Source organism: Micromonospora sp. NPDC004551 (assembly GCF_040609975.1).
Taxonomy (GTDB): domain Bacteria; phylum Actinomycetota; class Actinomycetes; order Mycobacteriales; family Micromonosporaceae; genus Micromonospora.
The window spans coordinates 18020-34892 of sequence record NZ_JBEXLM010000005.1; the positions used below are offsets into that span (position 1 = coordinate 18020).

At 75.7% G+C, this 16873-nt stretch carries 15 protein-coding genes and 1 pseudogene; 8 read left to right on the top strand and 8 right to left on the bottom strand.

Annotated features, from left to right (window positions below; translation table 11 throughout):
* Positions 1-169 precede the first annotated feature (169 nt).
* Entirely contained in the window at positions 170-1204 is a 1035-nt protein-coding gene (locus tag ABZW14_RS08110) for a YafY family protein (protein WP_355341693.1), read from the top strand.
* A 45-nt stretch (positions 1205-1249) separates the two neighbouring features.
* Here ABZW14_RS08110 and ABZW14_RS08115 read toward each other — a convergent pair whose 3' ends face one another.
* The 5 genes from ABZW14_RS08115 to ABZW14_RS08135 form a co-directional block, all read right to left on the bottom strand.
* Complete coding sequence (locus ABZW14_RS08115; protein WP_355341696.1) at positions 1250-1675, bottom strand: Hsp20/alpha crystallin family protein; 426 nt, start codon at positions 1673-1675, stop codon at positions 1250-1252.
* Positions 1676-1750: 75 nt separating this feature from the next.
* Complete coding sequence (locus ABZW14_RS08120) at positions 1751-2260, bottom strand: GNAT family N-acetyltransferase (RefSeq protein WP_355341699.1); 510 nt, start codon at positions 2258-2260, stop codon at positions 1751-1753.
* Between the two features lie 38 nt (positions 2261-2298).
* Positions 2299-2820, bottom strand: a complete 522-nt coding sequence (locus tag ABZW14_RS08125; RefSeq protein ID WP_355341701.1) for a DUF2087 domain-containing protein — start codon at positions 2818-2820, stop codon at positions 2299-2301.
* Between the two features lie 65 nt (positions 2821-2885).
* Positions 2886-3452: an isochorismatase family protein gene (locus tag ABZW14_RS08130; RefSeq protein WP_355341704.1), complete on the bottom strand. Its 567-nt coding sequence runs from the start codon at positions 3450-3452 to the stop codon at positions 2886-2888.
* A 68-nt stretch (positions 3453-3520) separates the two neighbouring features.
* The gene (locus ABZW14_RS08135; RefSeq protein WP_355341707.1) at positions 3521-4024 is read right to left on the bottom strand and encodes a MarR family transcriptional regulator; all 504 of its coding nucleotides are present in this window, start codon (positions 4022-4024) and stop codon (positions 3521-3523) included.
* Positions 4025-4092: 68 nt separating this feature from the next.
* On the opposite strand from ABZW14_RS08135, the gene ABZW14_RS08140 reads away from it, so the two are divergent.
* Positions 4093-5328, top strand: coding sequence for an MFS transporter (locus ABZW14_RS08140; protein ID WP_355341710.1), 1236 nt, complete (start codon positions 4093-4095; stop codon positions 5326-5328).
* An 11-nt stretch (positions 5329-5339) separates the two neighbouring features.
* On the opposite strand, the gene ABZW14_RS08145 is transcribed toward ABZW14_RS08140, so the two are convergent.
* Positions 5340-5735, bottom strand: a complete 396-nt coding sequence (locus ABZW14_RS08145) for a cupin domain-containing protein (protein ID WP_355341713.1) — start codon at positions 5733-5735, stop codon at positions 5340-5342.
* A gap of 27 nt (positions 5736-5762) precedes the next feature.
* Positions 5763-6248, bottom strand: coding sequence for a GNAT family N-acetyltransferase (locus ABZW14_RS08150; RefSeq protein ID WP_355341716.1), 486 nt, complete (start codon positions 6246-6248; stop codon positions 5763-5765).
* 93 nt (positions 6249-6341) lie between these two features.
* On the opposite strand from ABZW14_RS08150, the gene ABZW14_RS08155 reads away from it, so the two are divergent.
* Complete coding sequence (locus tag ABZW14_RS08155) at positions 6342-7889, top strand: glycosyltransferase family 39 protein (protein WP_355341719.1); 1548 nt, start codon at positions 6342-6344, stop codon at positions 7887-7889.
* 39 nt (positions 7890-7928) lie between these two features.
* The gene (locus ABZW14_RS08160) at positions 7929-8747 is read left to right on the top strand and encodes a TIGR04222 domain-containing membrane protein (RefSeq protein WP_355341722.1); all 819 of its coding nucleotides are present in this window, start codon (positions 7929-7931) and stop codon (positions 8745-8747) included.
* Between the two features lie 49 nt (positions 8748-8796).
* Here the strand turns inward: ABZW14_RS08160 and ABZW14_RS08165 are convergent, their stop codons facing one another.
* On the bottom strand, positions 8797-10311 hold the full coding sequence (locus tag ABZW14_RS08165; RefSeq protein ID WP_355341725.1) for a von Willebrand factor type A domain-containing protein: 1515 nt from the start codon (positions 10309-10311) through the stop codon (positions 8797-8799).
* Between the two features lie 226 nt (positions 10312-10537).
* Here ABZW14_RS08165 and ABZW14_RS08170 point away from each other — a divergent pair, with 226 nt between their 5' ends.
* The 4 genes and pseudogenes from ABZW14_RS08170 to ABZW14_RS08185 all read left to right on the top strand — a co-directional run bounded on the left by ABZW14_RS08170 (position 10538) and on the right by ABZW14_RS08185 (position 16670).
* Positions 10538-12037 (top strand): hypothetical protein, encoded by a 1500-nt coding sequence (locus ABZW14_RS08170; RefSeq protein WP_355341728.1) that lies wholly within the window; start codon positions 10538-10540, stop codon positions 12035-12037.
* A 37-nt stretch (positions 12038-12074) separates the two neighbouring features.
* A pseudogene (locus tag ABZW14_RS08175) lies at positions 12075-12419 on the top strand (hypothetical protein); the annotation flags it as partial.
* Between the two features lie 445 nt (positions 12420-12864).
* Complete coding sequence (locus tag ABZW14_RS08180) at positions 12865-13446, top strand: hypothetical protein (protein ID WP_355341731.1); 582 nt, start codon at positions 12865-12867, stop codon at positions 13444-13446.
* Positions 13443-16670 (top strand): glycosyltransferase, encoded by a 3228-nt coding sequence (locus tag ABZW14_RS08185; protein WP_355341734.1) that lies wholly within the window; start codon positions 13443-13445, stop codon positions 16668-16670. The genes ABZW14_RS08180 and ABZW14_RS08185 overlap by 4 nt, the downstream gene beginning before the upstream one ends.
* Positions 16671-16873: the final 203 nt, after the last annotated feature.

Sequence of the window (16873 nt, forward strand, 5' to 3'; positions counted from 1 at the left end):
GGGCGGCGGCGGTCGGGGGCCGTGGCGGCGGGGCGGTGCGCCCGGCCGCGTCCTCGCGGATCACATGTGTCGATCGGCTCCTGCTCGGTCGGCGACACTGACGCAGCAGACAGTGCCAGCCGGCGGGCCGGGCCGCCAGCGGATTTCCGGCGCGGGATACCGTCACGGCGTGCGTGCCAGCCGCCTGGTCTCCCTGCTACTGCTCCTGCAGACCCGGGGCCGGATGACCGCCCAGGAGCTCGCCGACGCCCTGGAGGTGTCGGTCCGGACCGTCTACCGGGACGTCGAGTCGCTCGGCGCCGCCGGCGTCCCCGTGTACGCCGATCGCGGCCCGGCCGGCGGCTACCAGCTGCTGGAGGGCTACCGGACCCGGCTGACCGGGCTGACCGCGCCGGAGGCCGAGGCGCTGTTCCTGGCCGGGATGCCCGGCCCGGCCGCCGACCTGGGCCTCGGGCCGGTGGTGGCGGCCGCCGAGCTGAAGGTGCTCGCCGCGCTGCCCGGCGAGCTGGCCGACCGGGGCGGCCGCGCCCGGCAGCGGTTCCACCTCGACGCGCCCGGCTGGTTCCGGCACCCCGAACCCACCCCGCATCTGACCGTGCTGGCCCGGGCCGTGTGGGAGGACCGGCTGGTGGAGATGCGCTACCGGCGCTGGCGCGCGCCGCGCGAGGTGACCCGGGTGGTCGCCCCGCTGGGCGTGGTGCTCAAGGCCGGCCGCTGGTATCTGGTCGCCCGCTGCGACGAGCAGGTGCGCACCTACCGGGTCGGCGCTGTCCTCGACGTGACGGTCTCCGACGAGCGCCACGAGCGACCCGCGGACTTCGACCTGGCCGACTACTGGCGGGAGTGGACCGAGCGCTACGAGCGCGACGTCTACCGCGACCGGGCCCGGATACGGCTCACCGTGGCCGCGCTGGAGTTCATGCCGTACGTCTTCCCGCCGGAGATGAGCCGCGGCGCTCGCGCGGCGGCCGGCGAGCCCGGACCGGACGGCTGGCTGGAGACCACCGTGCCGATCGAGTCGGTCAGACACGCCCACACCGAGCTGCTGAAACTCGGCGCGGAGGTGGAGGTGCTGGAGCCGGCCGAGCTGCGGGAGCGCCTTGCCGCCACGGCGCACGCGCTGGCCCGGCTCTATCCGGTCACCCCGGACGCGGCAGCGGGGGCGGCCGGTTCCCCGGCCGCCCCCGCGCACCCGGTCCCCTGACCCGCTACGCCTGGTCAGGCGCTGATCTCCCCTGGCGGCGCCTGGTCAGGCGCTGATCTCCCGGCGGCCGTTGCTGCCCGCGGTGACCGCAATCCGGCGCGGCTTGGCCCGCTCGGAGATCGGGATGCGCAGGGTCAGCACCCCGTTCTCGTAGCCGGCCTCCAGCTTGTCGGTGTCGAGCGTGTCGCCGAGGAAGAGCTGCCGGGTGAAGGTGCCCATCGGGCGTTCGGCCGCCACCAGCTCGACGTTGTCACCGGCCGGCCGCCGCCGCTCGGCGCGGACGGTCAGCACGTTGCGCTCCACCGTGCAGTCGATGCTGTCCGGGTCGACGCCGGGCAGGTCGAAGGCGGCGTGGAAGAAGTCGCCGTCACGGTAGGCGTCGAGGTGCATGACCGCCGGCCGGGCCGTGGTGCCGAAGAACTGCTCGGCGAGCCGGTCGATCTCACGGAACGGGTCGGTACGCATCAACATGGCCGTGCCTCCTCGGTTCTCCTGGCCGAAGGTGTCGAGTTGAGTCGAGGTGACTCAAGTTCTCGATTTCTTGTTTTAGCGCGGAGCGCGTGTGTCGTCAACCCGGGCCGGCAGCGGTTTCTCGAACCAGTGCTGGGCGTACCGGCCGGCGTTGAAGGCGGGGATCTCCCGGTAGCCGTGGCGGGCGTACAGGGCCCGCGCCTCGACGAGGTCGCTGCGGGTGTCCAGCCGGATCCGGTCCACCCCCGCGCCCCGCGCGTACGCCTCGACGGCGGCGAGCAGCGCGGCCCCGCCGCCGGCGCCGCGGTGCGCCGGACGGACGTAGACCCGGGTCAGCTCCGCCCAGCCGGGCCGCCGGCGCAGCCCGGCGCAACCGGCCAGGTGCCCGTCGCGGCGGGCCAGCAGGAGCAGCCCGGTGGGCGGGATCAGGTCGTCGCTCGGCGACTCGGCGAGGGCGGCGCTCACCTCGCCCGGCCGCTCGGGCCGGCCGTGCCAGCGGCGGACCATCTCGGCCATGTACTCGCGCAGCACGGCCCGCGCGTCGGCGCTGTCGGGGGCGGTGCGGTGGGTGGTCCAGGTGCTCACCGCCCGATCCTCACCGGCCGGTCAACGGCTTTTCCCGGTCAGGGTCGCCAGTAGACGCCGTGCTCGCGGGTGAGCAGCAGGTCGTCGATCAGATAGCGGCGCAGCGTCACGTGGTCGGCCTCGCCGCCCTCGCACCAGCGGCGCAGCACGTCGTCGACGGCCCGTTCCGGGTAGCGCACACCAGGCTCGAAGGAGCGCTCGGTGATGTGCTCCAGCAGCACCCGGCGACGGCCGCGCTGGGCGGGCAGCCGGGTCAGCGTGCCGTCCCGCAGGAACGTGCGCAGGATCGTCTCCCGGGGGTCCGCCGACGGGGCCGGCGCGGGTGGGCCGCCGGCGCGGGCGAAGTCCCGCAGCCGCTCACCGTCGACCCGCAGCCCGGCGCCGTCGCCGGTCAGCACGCCGACGTCGGTGAGCCGGCGGACCGCGGTGGCGGCGTCCCGGGCGGACAGCCCGGTGCGGGACACGACGGCGGGGATGTCCCCGGCGCCGAGCACGATGGCGGCGAACACGGCGCGGCGGCGCTCGTCGGCGAGCGCCCCCGCGAGGGCCTGTGCACTCATGAGGGGCACCCTGCCAGCGCCCGTCCCCGGACGGCCACGGGTTTTCCGCCGCGCCGCCGCGCCGCTCAGGCGGGGACCGGCGCGGTGAAGTCGACGTCGGCGGTGTCGACCGTGCCGGCGGTGCGGCCGGGCGCGGAGTGGTGGTGCCAGTAGAGGTTGGTGTGGGCGATGACCTGCCCGGGCGGCGGCGCGCCGTAGGCGGACAGGTCATCGGTGGTGTGCGCGTCGGCGACCAGCGCCGCGTCGTAGCCACGGGTGATCGCGCCGTGCAGCGTCGAGCGGATGCACGCATCCGTCTGCGCGCCCGCCACGACGAGCCGGCCGATCCCCCGCGTGGCGAGGACCGACTCCAGGTCGGTCTCCTCGAAGGAGTCGCCGTAGGCCTTGTGCACCAGCGCCTCGCCGTCGCGGCGCACCAGCTCCGGCACGTACTGCCACTGCTCGCTGCCGGTGGGCAGCTGCTCGCTGCGGTGCTGCACCCAGACCACCTCGACCCCGGCCGCGCGGGCCCGGTCGACGAGGGTGGCGATGTTGCCGACCACCCGGTCCCGGTCGTGCGCGTTGTGCACGACGCCGTTCTGCACGTCGATGACGAGCAGAGCGGTGTGCGGTCGGTCGACGAGCGTGCTCATGGCGCCTCCCTGGACGGGTGCGGGCTGGTCGGTGACAACGTAGCCCCGCCCACCGACACTCCGAGCGCTCAGATCCGTCCGGGCGGCAGCTCGGCGGCCAGGGTGACCCGGCGGAGCAGGTCGGACAGCACCCGCCGCTCCGGCGCGGTGAGCGCGCCGAGGACCCGGTGCTCCTCGTCGCCGACCACGTCCAGGGCGCTGCGCCAGGCGGCCCGGCCGGCGTCGGTGAGCTCCACGTCGATGCGGCGGCGGTCCACCTCGGACGGGATCCGCCGCACGAAGCCCCGGCGGACCAGCGCGTCCACCCGGGCCGTGATCGAGGCGGGCGCCATCCGCAGGTCACCTGCGATCTCCGAGGGCGCGGCCCGGCCACCCCGGCCGGCGAGGGCGTGCAGGGTGCCGTACTCCTTCTCCTGCAGGTCGTGCGCGGCCAGCGCCCGGTCCTTCACCTCGCGCAGGTGCCGGGTCAGCAGCGACATCCGGACGACCGCCCCCTCCACGTCGGGGTCCAGGTCGGGCACCACGGGCAGCCAGCGTTCGACGTGCTGGTCGACGGGGTCGCGGTCGGTCACCCCACCACGATACGCCGACGTCGAAATATTCGTTGTCGAAATATTCGACGTCGAAGTACTCTGCCGGAGTGACGCATCCCCTCCGGCTCCGCGCCTTCCGCCTGCTCTTCCTCGGCCGCACCGTCTCCGCGGTCGGCGACGCCGTGGTGCCCACCGCACTGGCCCTGGCCGTGCTACGGGCCACCGGCTCGACCACCGCCCTGGCCGTGGTGCTCGGCTGCGCGATGGTGCCCCGGCTGCTGCTGCTCCCGCTCGGCGGGGTGATCGCCGACCGCTTCGACGCCCGCCGGGTCGCCCTCGGCACCGACCTGGTGCGCTGCGTGGCCCAGCTGGTCGTCGGCGTCGAACTGCTCGGCGACGCCCCCACCCTGACCCACCTCGCGGTGGCCTCCGCCGTCGGCGGAGCGGCCTCGGCGTTCGCCATACCGACCTCGTCCCCGCTGGTCGCCGGCACGGTCGACGCCGCCGGACGCCAGCGGGCCAACGCGCTCATGGGCGCCACCGGCAACGCCAGCCGGCTGGCCGGCCCGGCCCTGGCCGGGCTGCTGATCTGGACCGCCGGACCGGGCTGGGCGTTCGTGCTGGACGCCGCCTCGTTCGCGGTCAGCGCCGCGCTGCTGGCCGTCATCGCGGTGCGGCACGTGCCCGTCCCGCACCGCTCGCTCCGCGCCGACCTGGTGTTCGGCTGGCGCGAGGTCCGCGCCCGCGACTGGTACTGGAGCAGCCTGCTCGCCCACGGCATCTGGAACGGCGCCGCCGCGGTGCTGGTCACCCTCGGCCCGGTGGTCGCCGTGGACCGCCTCGGTGGCGAGGGCGTCTGGGTGCTGCTCCAGCAGGCCGGCGCCATCGGTCTGCTGGCCGGGTCGCTGCTCGCCGCACGAGCCCGCCCCCGCCGGCCCGTGCTGGTGGGCAACCTGGCCCTCGCCGCGTACGCGGCGCCGCTGCTGCTGCTCGCCGCCGCCGCGCCCGCCCCGCTCACGATCACCGCCTACTGCCTCGCGCTCATCGCCCTCGGCTTCCTCAACCCGGTGTGGGAGACCGTGGTGCAGGACCAGTTCCCGCCCGAGGTGCTCGCCCGGGTCACCTCGTACGACTGGCTGATGTCCCTGGGCGCCATGCCACTCGGGTACGCCCTCGCCCCCCTTGCGGCCGGCGCCTGGGGCGCCCCGGCCCCCCTCGCGGTGGCCGGGGCGCTGGTCCTGGTCGCCTGCCTCGGGACGGCCGCCGTCCCCGGCGTACGCCGGCTGGGCTGGCCGGCACCGACCCCGCCGGCCCCCGCGGAGCCCGCGCCGGCAGGCCGCTGAGGCGGGCCGGTCTAGAGCCGGTGCCCGGTGGTGGCGTCCACGTGCCCGGGCACCTCGTCGTGCCGCTCCCCGACACTGGACGTGCCGGACGGCTCGAACATCAGGATCGACGCGCCGCCCGGCGCGGACGGCCGGTGCTCCACCCCGCGCGGCACCACGAACACCGCGCCGCGCGGCAGCACCACCTCGCGTTCCGCGCCGTCCGCGCCGTCGCGCAGGGCGATGCGCAGCTCGCCGTCGAGCACCAGGAAGAACTCGTCGGTGTGCTCGTGGGCGTGCCAGACGTGCTCGCCGGCCACCTTGGCGATCCGGACGTCGTAGTCGTTGACGGTGGTGACGATGCGCGGACTCCACAGCTGGTCGAAGCGCGCCAGGGCGGCGGCCAGCTCGATCGGCTCAGTACTCATCGGCCCATCCTCGCGCAGCCGCCCCGCTCACAGGGGACGGTGCATGACGTGCAGCCCCACCCGCCCGAGCGTGGGGTGCGTGAACGACTCCGGCACGGTGCCGACCACCGTGAAGCCGAGCCGCCGGTACAGCTCGACGGCCGCCGTGTTGGTCTCCACCACCGCGTTGAACTGCATGGCGGTGAAGCCCTGCCGGCGGGCCCAGTCCAGGGCGTGCTCGCACAGGGCCCGGCCGACGCCGCGGCCCCGGGCGCCGGCGGCCACCATGAAACTGGCCGTGGCCACGTGCGCGCCCGGCCCCGGCCGGTTCGGCCCCATCTTGGCGGTGCCGAGCACCGTCCCGTCCTCCTCGGCGACCACGGTGCGGCCCGGCGGCCGTTCCACCCACACCTCGTGGGCCACCTCCGCCGGCCACGCCGGGTCGTAGGGAAAGGTCTCCTGGGCGACGATGACGTCCTCGACGATCGGCCAGACCTGGGCCCAGTCGGTCTCGGCGTACTCCCGGATGCGCATCCCGGGCACGCTAGCCGGGCGGCCGCCGGCCCGGTACCGGTTTCCGTCCACACGGGGCAGCGCGAGGTGGCCCGGCGGGACCATCATGGGCACGTGGCCGAACCCGTCACCGACCTCGACCGCTCCGACGCCGAGGCGTGCGCCGCGCCGACGACCCCGCCACCCGGGCCGCGCACCGCCGTGCCCTGGCTGGTCGGCGGGGCCGTCACCCCCGTGCTGCTGCTGCTCGCCGGCCGCTACGGCTACCACCGCGACGAGCTCTACTTCCTGCTCTGTGGCCGGCACCTCGACTGGGGCTACGTCGACCAGGGCCCGCTCGTGCCCGCCCTCGCCCGGCTGGCCGACACCGTCGCGCCCGGCAACCTCGTGCTGCTGCGCACCCCGTCGGCGCTGATCGCCGGCGCCTCGGTGGTGCTGGTCGCGGCGCTCGCCCGGGAGTTCGGCGGCGGTCGCGGCGTCCAGATCGTCGCCGCCGTGCTCGCCGCCGCCGCCGGGGTGGTGCTGGCCCCCGGCCACCTGCTCAGCACCACCACGGTCGACCTGCTGGTCTGGCTCGCCGCCGCCTGGTGCGCGGTGCGGATGCTGCGCACGGGCGACACACGCTGGGCGCTCGGCCTGGGCCTGGTGCTCGGCGTCGGCATGCTCAACAAGCTGCTGCCCGCGCTGCTCGGCGTCGGCCTGCTGGCCGGGGTGCTGATCGCCGGTCCGCGCCGGCTGCTGCGCGACCGGTGGGTGCTGGCCGGCGCGGGCCTGGCCGTCCTGCTCGCCGTGCCCAACCTCGCCTGGCAGGCCGCACACGGCTTCCCCCAGCTCTCGGTCGCCTCGTCGATCGCCGACGGCGACAGCTCCTACAGCGGCCGGGTGGACGCGGTCGTGCTCCAACTGATCATCATCAGCCCGTTCGCCACCCCGGTCTGGATCGCCGGCCTGGTCGCGCTGCTGCGCCGGCCCGCCTGGGCGGCGTACCGGGCGATCGGCTGGGCGTGGCTCGTGGTGTTCGCGATCGTCCTGCTCGCCGGCGGCAAGGGCTACTACGACGCCCCGCTGCTGCTCGTGCTCACCGCCGCCGGCGCGGTGCTCACCGCCGACTGGGCGCGGCGCGGCGCCGCCCGGGTCCGGCAGGCGCTGCTTGCCACCGCCGCCGTCCTCATGGTCGCCAGCAGCGCGATCCTGCTGCTGCCCACCCTGCCCGCCGACCGGCTGCCGGGGTTCGTGGTCGACGTCAACTACGACGCGGGCGAGACGATCGGCTGGCCGGCGTTCGCCGACTCGGTCGCCGCCGTGCACCGGGGCCTGCCGCCCGAGGACCGCGCCCGGGCCGTCGTGCTCACCGGCAACTACGGCGAGGCCGGTGCGCTGGCCCGCTACGGCCCGGCCCGCGGCCTGCCCCGGGCCTACTCGGGGCACAACAGCATGGCCTCGTTCGGCCGCCCGGCCGACGACGCCGACCTCGTGATCGCCGTCGGCTGGGAGCGCCCCGACCGGCTGCGCGCCTGGTTCACCGAGGTCACCGAGGCCGGCCGGGTCGACCAGCGGGTCGACGTGGACAACGACGAGAACGGTGAACCGATCTTCGTCTGCCGGGGCCTGCGCCGCCCCTGGTCGCAGATCTGGGACAGCGAGGTGACCCACGCCTCCTGAGCGCGGGGCGGCCGGTGCGGTCGGGCCATACTTGTCGCCATGCTCTGGGGTGTCAGCGGACCGCTCTTCCTCCTCGACTACCTGGGGGCGGTCGCCGCGGCGCTCGCCGTCGCCCTTGCCGCGCGGGAACTGACCGGCCGGCGGGCCCGGGGTGCCACCCCGGACACGATCGAGCTGGCCTACCTCACCGACCGGGCCCTGCTGGCCTGCCAGGTGGCCGTGGCCGCGCTGCACCGCGCCGGCGTCGTACGCCCCGGCGAGCTGGCCACCCTGTCGGTGGACGGCCCGCCGCCGCCCCGGTCACCCGCGCTGGTCCGCGCCCTGCACGCCGCGCTGCACCGGCCGCAGACCTGGGCCGCCGTGCTCGCCGACCCCGGCGTCGGCCGGGCGCTGCGCCGGCTGGTCGGCCGGCTCGTGCGGGACGGCTGGCTACTCACCCCCGCCCAGCGGCGCCGTGTCGCGCTGGGCACCCTTCCGCTGTTCGCGGTCGCCGCGGTCGGGGTGACCCGGTTGGTGGACAGCGCCGTCGAGGGGCGGGACGCGGGCGGGCCGGCCTCCGTGGTGGGCCTGCTGCTGTGCTGCCTGGCCACGGCCCTGGGCGGCTGGTGGCTGTGCGAGGTGCCGGAGACCGGCGCCGCGGCCCGCCGCCTGGTGCGCCGCCTGCGTCGGGAGCACGCCGAGCTGGACCCGCAGCGACGGCCGACCTGGCGCGATCGCGGCACCGACCAGCTGCTCACCGCCATGGCGCTGTTCGGGCCGCGCCCGCTGCTCGCCGTGGACCCGGGCCTCGCCGTGCAGGTCGGGGTCGATCCGGAGCGCGGCCGCCCGACCCCGGAGCGGAAACCCGCCCGCCGCTGACCCGGCGACCGGCCGGCGCCTCCCCTGCCCGGCGCCGGCCGACGCCGGATCAGCGCAGCTCGTCCGCGGAGCGGATGACCCGCGCCAGGTCCCGCACCTCGGGGTCCTCGGTGGCGGCGGCCGCCCCGTCGGCGATGGTCGCCAGGTCGGTAAGCCGGACCGGCCCGTCGGACTCCGTACCGCGCAGCGTCTCGGCGAACCAGGCCGCCGCGTAGCAGGCCCGCAACCGTGGCGACGCCGTGGCGAAGCTGCCCTGCACGTCGGCGACGGTCACCGACCCGTACGTCTCGGCCGGCGTCCGCTCGGCCGGGTCGGTCCAGCGCACCTGCACCTGGGCGATCCGGTCCGAGGGGGACGCGCCCTCGGCGAGCCGGACCGCGTACAGGGCCGTGACGCTGTGCCCGGGGCCCACCTCGCCGCCGTCGACCCGGTCGTCGCGGAAGTCCTCGTCGGCCAGCGCCCGGTTGTCGTAGCCGACCAGCCGGTAGGATCGCACCGCCTGCGGCGCGAAGGTCACCTGCACCTTGGCGTCCAGCGCCCGCACGCTCAGGGTCGCCGGCAGCTGCCGCACGAACATCTCGCGGGCCTGCTCCCGCTCGCTGACGTAGACGGCGAAGCCGTCACCCCGGTCGGCCAGCTGCTCCATCAGCTCGTCGCCGTAGTCGCTGCCGACGCCCACTCCGAGCAGGGCGATCTGCTTCTCCGCCTCGGCGCGCACCCGGCGCAGGATCGGCTCAGCTTCGGTGCTGCCGGTGTTCGCGAGGCCGTCGGACAGCACGATCACCCGGTTCGTCCGCCCGGGGCGGAAGCCGTCGCGGGCCACCCGGTAGCCGAGCACCAGGCCGGCCTCCAGGTTGGTGCTGTCCCGGGTGTGCAGCGAGTCGATCGCGTCGTGCAGCGGCCGGGCGTCGGCCACCGGGGTCATCTCCCGGATCACCCGGGCTGTGTTGCTGAACTCGACCACGGCGATGGAGTCGGTGGGGCGCAGCTGATCCACCAGCGTGTGCAGGGCGTCGCGTACCAGGTCGAGCCGGCCCGGCTCGCCCATCGACCCGGAGACGTCGATGACGAACGTGAGCGCCGCGTCCGGGCGGCGTTGCTCGTCCTCGGCGCGGGTCTGCAGGCCGACCCGCAGCAGCCGCTCGTCGCCGCCGGCCTCGTGGGTCTCCGGCAGGCGGGCGCCGTCGACGTGCACCGCGAAGCCGTCGCCGGCCGGCTGCGGGTAGTCCTGGCGGAACGAGTTGACGAACTCCTCCGGCCGCACCGTGGCGTGTTCCGGCAGCCGGCCGTCCATGATGAGCCGGCGGGCGTAGCCGTAGGAGGCGGTGTCGACGTCGAGGGCGAAGGTGGACAGCGGGTCGTCCGAGGCCCGGGTCTCGTCGCCGGAGCGGGGCGCGCGGGCGTCCGGGCGGGTCGGCCCGGGTGCCGCGTCGGCGCGCGGCCCACGGGCGGGCCCGTGTGCGGCGTCGCTGCGCCGGCCGCCGCCGTCGGCCGTGCAGGCGCCGACCGTCACGGTGGTGGCCAACGCCGCCAGCAGCAGCACCGAGCGTCTGATGTGGACCATGACTCCTCCGGAGGGGTGGGGAACGGGTCGTGGTCATCGACGCAGGGCCACGACCGGCCGATCCCGCCGTGATCGAGCCGAGACCCAAGCGCGATCGTCGTGACCGATCCGTGCGCGGACCGTGACCTGAGCGGGCCGGCGGGTGGCCCCTCGGCGGGCGGCGACGCGGCCGATACGGCAGAGTTGTCCCACGGCCGGCGGCGGCCGGGCGAGCAGGAGGTGAGCCGTGGACGGCCCGACCGGGGTGGTGTTCCCCGCGACCGGCGACGGCCGGCGCAGCACGACGGCGCTGGGGCGGGCGGTGGTCGCCGACGCCCTGCGCGCGGTGGACCCGGTGGGCGCGCGCTCGGCCGAGCACGAGACCGACTGGCGCCACGGCTACCTCGGCCACTTCCGCCGGCTCGTCGAGGCCGGCCTGCTCTCCCGGGAGGCCGCGCTCACCGTCGCCCGGGACGGGCTCGCCGCTCTGCACACCCGGATGCGCTACGTCCCCGCCGACGGCGCCGAGGTGGCGCTGGACGAGGCGTGCGCGCTGCCCGACCCGGAGCCACCGCTGGAGACCGCCACGGTGACCGGCGCCGGCCCGGTGGAGCGCGAGCTGTCCGTGCCGTACCGCGGGCAGCGCCTGCGCGGCGACGACCTGCGCCGCCGCCTCGACGCCTGGGTGGACGCGGGCGTGATCGAGCCGAGCTGCGCCGAGGCCGTGCGCGCGGTGCAGGCCGAGCCGGACTGGCTCGACCTGCGTGACCTGCGGATGGTGGTGCTCGGCGCGGGCGCCGAGATGGGCCCGCTGCCGTCCGTGCTGCGCTGGGGCGGCGACGTGGTCGCCGTCGACCTGCCCCGCCCGGAGATCTGGCGCCGCCTGCTGCGCACCGCGCAGCGCCACGGCGGCCGGCTGCACGTTCCGGTGCGGCCCGGCACCGGCGCCGACGACGCCGCCCTCGCCGCCGGCGCCGGCGCCGACGACGCCGCGCTCGCCGCCGGCGCCGGCGCCGACCTGCTGCACCGCCTGCCGCAGGCCGCCCGCTGGCTGGACGGCCTGGACGGCCGGCTCGTGCTCGGCAACTACGTGTACGCCGACGGCGCGACCAACGTCCGGGTCGCCACCGCGGTCGACGCGCTCACCGTCCACCTCGGGCGGCGCCGCCCCGACACCGCGCTGGCCTTCCTGGCCACCCCCACCGACGTGTACGCCGTGCCCGCCGAGGCGGTCGCCCACGCCGAGCGCGGGTACGCGGCCCGCGGCCTGGCCCGCCGGTCGCTGCGGCTGCTCTCCGGCGGCCGGCTGCTGCACCGCAACTATCCGCCCGGCGCCGACCCGGGGATCAACGACAGCCTGGTGCCGCAGCAGGGGCCCAACTACGCGCTGGCCAAGCGGCTGCAACGCTGGCGGGCGGCGGTGGCCCGGGACGCGGGGACGACCGTGTCGTTCACCGTGGCCCCGCCCACCCGGACCCGCTCGGTGCTGCGCAACCGCGCCCTCGCGGCCGCGTACGCCGGGGCGCACCGGTTCGGCATCGAGGTGTTCGAGCCGGCCACCAGCAACACCCTGATGGCCGCGCTGCTCGTGCACGACCTGCGCACCGGGGGTGGTCCGGCCCAGGACCACCCGTGGCGGGACGAGGCGTACGCGGCGGCGCACGGCGGCCTGTGGCGGGTGCCGTACGCCCCGCGCAGCGCGCTCGGCCTGGCCGTGCTGCTGGGACTGGGTGGCGCCCGGGCCTGACAGGTTTCCTTCTCTCGGGCGCCGGGAAGGCACCGGCATGGCCGAGACCTTCGCAGATCAGGACCTGACCACCCTGCGGTCCATCGCGCGCGGGGCCGGAATAACGGACACCGAGCGCATGCCGCACGACGAGCTGGTCGACATGTTGCGCCGCGCGGGGCTGGCCGACCCGGAAGCCCGGCCGGTCGACACGAGCCTGGCCGATCCGGGTGACCCCGGCGTGCCGGGCGCGTACCACGCGCAGGGCGTCGGACGGCGGGAGTCCGCCGGCGGCGCGGGCGCGCAGACCGCCGACTGGCCGGACCAGCCGACCCAGGACCCGGCCGGGCTGTCCGGGCTGCCGCGCAGCAGCCTGACCCTGGGTGACGAGAGCACCGGCGGGCGTGCCGCCGAGGAGGCGATCGGCGCCCGGCCCGGGGAATCCGGCACCGAGATCGACGACCGTGCCGAGGACGACCGGGGCGTGCGGGGCGACATCCAGGACCCGGCCGGGTTGTCCGGGCTGCCGCGCAGCAGTCTGACCCTGGGTGACGAGAGCACCGGCGGGCGTGCCGCCGAGGAGGCGATCGGCGCCCGGCCCGGGGAGTCCGGCACCGAGATCGAGGACCGGACCCAGCCCTGACCGACCACGTCCGCGGGTCACCCCGGCAGCGGGTGGCCCGCGGAATAATGTGGATATTCATCCTTTTTGTCTGTTCAGGGCGTCCCTGCGTCGTCTGGGGCGGATATACCTGTGATTCCGGATATGCGAATGGTGAAAGGTCGGCCTCCGTCCTCACCTTTCAATCCGGGACATACACCCACAAGCTCCCCAATAGCCTCAGCCAGTGGCTTCGCGTATTTCCTTCGACGAGTTCATCGGCCGCCCGCACCCTCCGAACCCCACCGTCCTCGCCCGACCCGCCCGACCCGCCCGACCGGTCTTCGTCGACGCCACCGGCACCCGCCGGCGACGGATCCGGCGCGCCGGCGTCCTGGTCGCGGTGGCCTCGCTGAGCTACCTGCCGATGGCCGCCGCCGCCCTGCTTCCGGGCCCCGCGACACCGCTGCTGCCCGGCCCGGTGTCGGTCGGCGGCGCGCCGAGCGGCAAAGCCACCCGCCCGCCCGTCGTCGCCCTGTCGCCCGCGCCGGCCCCACGCTCGACGAGGACCGCGGAGGCGCGACGGGCGCCGGCCGTCGCGCAACGCGCCGCCGGCAACGAGCGACCGGCACCCCGGCCGGTCGACCCCGCCCCGGTCGGCGTGCCACCGGAGGACGGGCCCGCCGCTCCCACCACGGCGCCGACCACGGCGCCGACCGTGCCGCCGAAGGACCCGACGCCGCCGGTCACCCCGGCGCCGTCCGCGACCACCGAACCCGGCACCATTCCGCCCATACTGCCCGGGACCGTTCCGGGGGGCATCGGATGACCCTCCGGAACCGTCGCACCGCCGGCCGGTTCGTCGTCGCGTCGCTGGCCCTCGTGGTCGGGTCCGTGCTGCTGGTCGAGGCGTACGCGAACGCCCGCTTCCGCCCCGACCACGTCCGTGAGGGCGAGGACCAGGTCACCGTGCCCACGGAGATCCTGAGCGGGGGGCCGCTGCTCGACGCGCGGGGCGACCAGCCCCGTACCTACCGGATGCCCGCGCGGACCATCGCCCTCACCTTCGACGACGGGCCCGACCCGACCTGGACCCCCAAGGTCCTCGACGTCCTGCGCCGGCACCAGGCCCCGGCCACCTTCTTCGTCATCGGGTCCCAGGTGGCCCGCCATCCGGATCTGGCCCGCCGCGTCGTGGCCGAGGGCCACGAACTGGGCGTGCACACCTTCACCCACCCCGACGTCAGCCTGCTGCCCGCCTGGCGGCAACGGATGGAGTACGCGCAGACGCAGATGGCCATCGTGCACGCCGCCGGCGTCCGCACCAGCCTGCTGCGCTTCCCTTACTCGTCGGTGCCCAGCGCCGTCGACGACGCCAACTGGCCGGTGATCCGGCGGGCCGCCGGGCAGGGCTACCTGACCGTGGTCAACGACCTCGACGGCGAGGACTGGGCCCGGCCGGGCGTGGACACCGTCGTGCGGAACATGACGCCGACCGGCGACGCGGGCGCGGTGGTGCTGCTGCACGACGCCGGCGGGGACCGCGCGCAGACCCTCGCGGCCCTGGACCGGTACATCCCGTCGATGCGCGCCCGCGGCTACACCTTCACCACGATCAGCGGAGGGCTGCACCGGGCCCGACCCGAGACGGCCGCGTACGCCGGCAACGTCCCGGCGTCCACCGCGGAACGCTGGCGGGCCGCCCCGGTCTGCTGGGCGATCCGACTGGCCGACGGGGCCCTGCTCGGCCTGGCCCTGCTCTTCGTGGTCGTCGGGCTGCTCATGCTGACCCGGACGCTGATGCTGCTCCTGCTGGCCGGCCGGCTGGCCCGGCGCCGGCGGACGCACCGCTGGCCCTGGGGGGTGACGACCTCGCCGGTCACGGTCATCGTGCCCGCCTACAACGAGCGGGCCGGCATCGTCGCCACCGTCCGGTCCCTGGTCGCCAACGACCACCCCGGGATCGAGGTGATCGTCGTCGACGACGGCTCGACCGACGGCACCGCCGACCTCGTCGACGCCCTCGGCCTGCCCGGCGTCCGGGTCATCCGCAAACCCAACGGCGGCAAGGCGACCGCCCTCAACACCGGACTCCTGTACGCCTCGCACGACATCATCGTCACCGTCGACGCGGACACCGTCTTCGAGCCGGACGCGATCCGGCGGCTCGTCGAGCCGTTCACCGACCCGCACATCGGCGCGGTGGCCGGGAACGTCAAGGTCGCCAACCGGCGGCGGCTGCTCGGCAAGTGGCAGCACATCGAGTACGTCATCGGCTTCAGCCTGGACCGCCGGTTCTACGAGAAGCTCGGTTGCATCCCCACCGTTCCCGGCGCGATCGGCGCCTTCCGCCGTCGTGCGCTGACCGAGGTCGGCGGGATGAGCGGCGACACCCTGGCCGAGGACACCGACGTGACCATGGCGGTCCTGCGCGCCGGCTGGCGCGTCGTGTACCAGGACCGGGCCCGGGCCTGGACGGAGGCGCCCGCCTCGGTGGGCGACCTGTGGCGGCAGCGCTACCGCTGGAGCTACGGCACCCTCCAGTCCATGTGGAAGCACCGCGGTGCCCTGCGCGACCGCGGCGCCGGGGCCCGCTTCGGCCGCTTCGGCCTGCCGATGCTCGCCCTGTTCGGGGTGCTGCTGCCCCTGCTCGGGCCCGTGCTCGACCTGCTCGCCGTGTACGGACTGTTCTTCCTGGACACCACGAAGACGGCCGTGGCGTGGCTGGTCATGCTGGCCGTGCAGCTGCTCACCGCGGCGGTGGCCTTCAAACTGGACCGGGAACCGCTGCGCCCGCTGCTCACCCTGCCCATCCAGCAGTTCGCCTACCGCCAGCTCATGTACCTGGTGCTGGCCCGGTCCATGGTCACCGCGCTGACCGGCGCCCGGCTGGGCTGGCGCCGGGTCAAGCGGGCCGGCGACGTGGCCGAGCAGACGCCCGTGCCGCCCGGCGCCGCGGCCCGGCCGGGTCGGGACCGCTGGTTCGACACCCTGCGGGCCCTCGCGCTGGGCCGGGTCATCGCGTACCACATGTTCGGCGCGGCCTGGCTGAGCTTCGTTTTCCCCGCCATGGGCGTGATGTTCGCCCTCGGCGGCGCGTTGATGGCCCGCTCGCTGGACCGTACGCCGGAGCGGGCGGTCAGCGGCCGGCTGCGTCGGCTGCTGCCGGGGCTGTGGGCCCTGGCCCTGGTGCTCCTGCCGCTGATGATCTGGCACGGCTGGTCCGACCGGCCCGCCTGGCCGGCGCTGCTGAGCTGGGCGGTACCGCTGGTGCAGCCGCCGGGCAGCGCGTGGGCGGCGGACGTGACCGGGGTGCTCTGGTACCTGGTGACGTACCTCTGGCTGGTGCTGCTCTCCCCCGCGATGCTGGCGCTGCACCGGCGGTGGCCGCTGTGGTCGGTGGTCGTGCCGCTGGCCGGCGTGGTGCTGCTCCAAACCGCGGCGCCCGGGTTCGACGGGCCGGTGGAGTCGGTGCTGACCGACCTGGCCACGTTCGCCGCCTGCTGGCTGGTGGGCTTCGCCCACCACGACCGCCGGCTCGGGCGGCTCCCGCTGCGGGCGCTGCTGGGCCTGGCGGTGCTCTGCCTGGGCGTGGCGGTCGGCTGGCTGGTCACGCATCCCGAGGCGGGCCGCGACCTCAACGACATCCCGGTGGCGCAGGCGTTCTGGTCACTGGCGTTCGTGCTGGTGCTGCTGCGCGCCGCGCCGCCCATGGGCTGGCTGTCACGCATCCGTCCGCTGGACCGGCTGGTGACCGCCCTGAACAGCCGCGCGCTGACCATCTACCTCTGGCACAACGCCGCCATCGCGGTCTGCTTCGCCGCGGGCGACGCCATCGGCGTCTGGCGGATCGGCCAGGTGGGCTACCTGGCGGTGGCCCTGGTGCTGATCACCGGCGTGGTGCTGGCCTTCGGCTGGATCGAGGACCTCAGCGCCCGGCGGCCACCACGGCTGCTGCCGTGGCCCCGCCGTACGACCGGGCGGCACCCGGCGCACCCGCCCCTGCCGCGCCCCACCACGGCGGAACGCGAGACGACTCCGGTGCGGACGTGAACACATACGACACACACCTTCGGATCGTCATAAACAGTTCAATATCGTGCACACTTGACTCACGGTGGTGGGTGCCCCGACCGGGTCCGCCCGCCACCGGAGACGACGTCACCGCGGGCCGGCCGCCCGCGGCGGCGCGAAGGCGGTGATTGGGGTGATCACCGCGGCCGGCACGGGTCTCGCCCTCCTACGGGCCCGTGCCG

Coding starts and splice junctions, on each gene's coding strand:
- ABZW14_RS08115 (WP_355341696.1), bottom strand. CDS start 1,675: ATGTTGATGCGTACCGACCCGTTCCGTGAGATCGACCGGCTCGCCGAG.
- ABZW14_RS08125 (WP_355341701.1), bottom strand. CDS start 2,820: ATGAGTGCACAGGCCCTCGCGGGGGCGCTCGCCGACGAGCGCCGCCGC.
- ABZW14_RS08130 (WP_355341704.1), bottom strand. CDS start 3,452: ATGAGCACGCTCGTCGACCGACCGCACACCGCTCTGCTCGTCATCGAC.
- ABZW14_RS08145 (WP_355341713.1), bottom strand. CDS start 5,735: ATGAGTACTGAGCCGATCGAGCTGGCCGCCGCCCTGGCGCGCTTCGAC.
- ABZW14_RS08150 (WP_355341716.1), bottom strand. CDS start 6,248: ATGCGCATCCGGGAGTACGCCGAGACCGACTGGGCCCAGGTCTGGCCG.
- ABZW14_RS08160 (WP_355341722.1), top strand. CDS start 7,929: ATGCTCTGGGGTGTCAGCGGACCGCTCTTCCTCCTCGACTACCTGGGG.
- ABZW14_RS08165 (WP_355341725.1), bottom strand. CDS start 10,311: ATGGTCCACATCAGACGCTCGGTGCTGCTGCTGGCGGCGTTGGCCACC.
- ABZW14_RS08185 (WP_355341734.1), top strand. CDS start 13,443: ATGACCCTCCGGAACCGTCGCACCGCCGGCCGGTTCGTCGTCGCGTCG.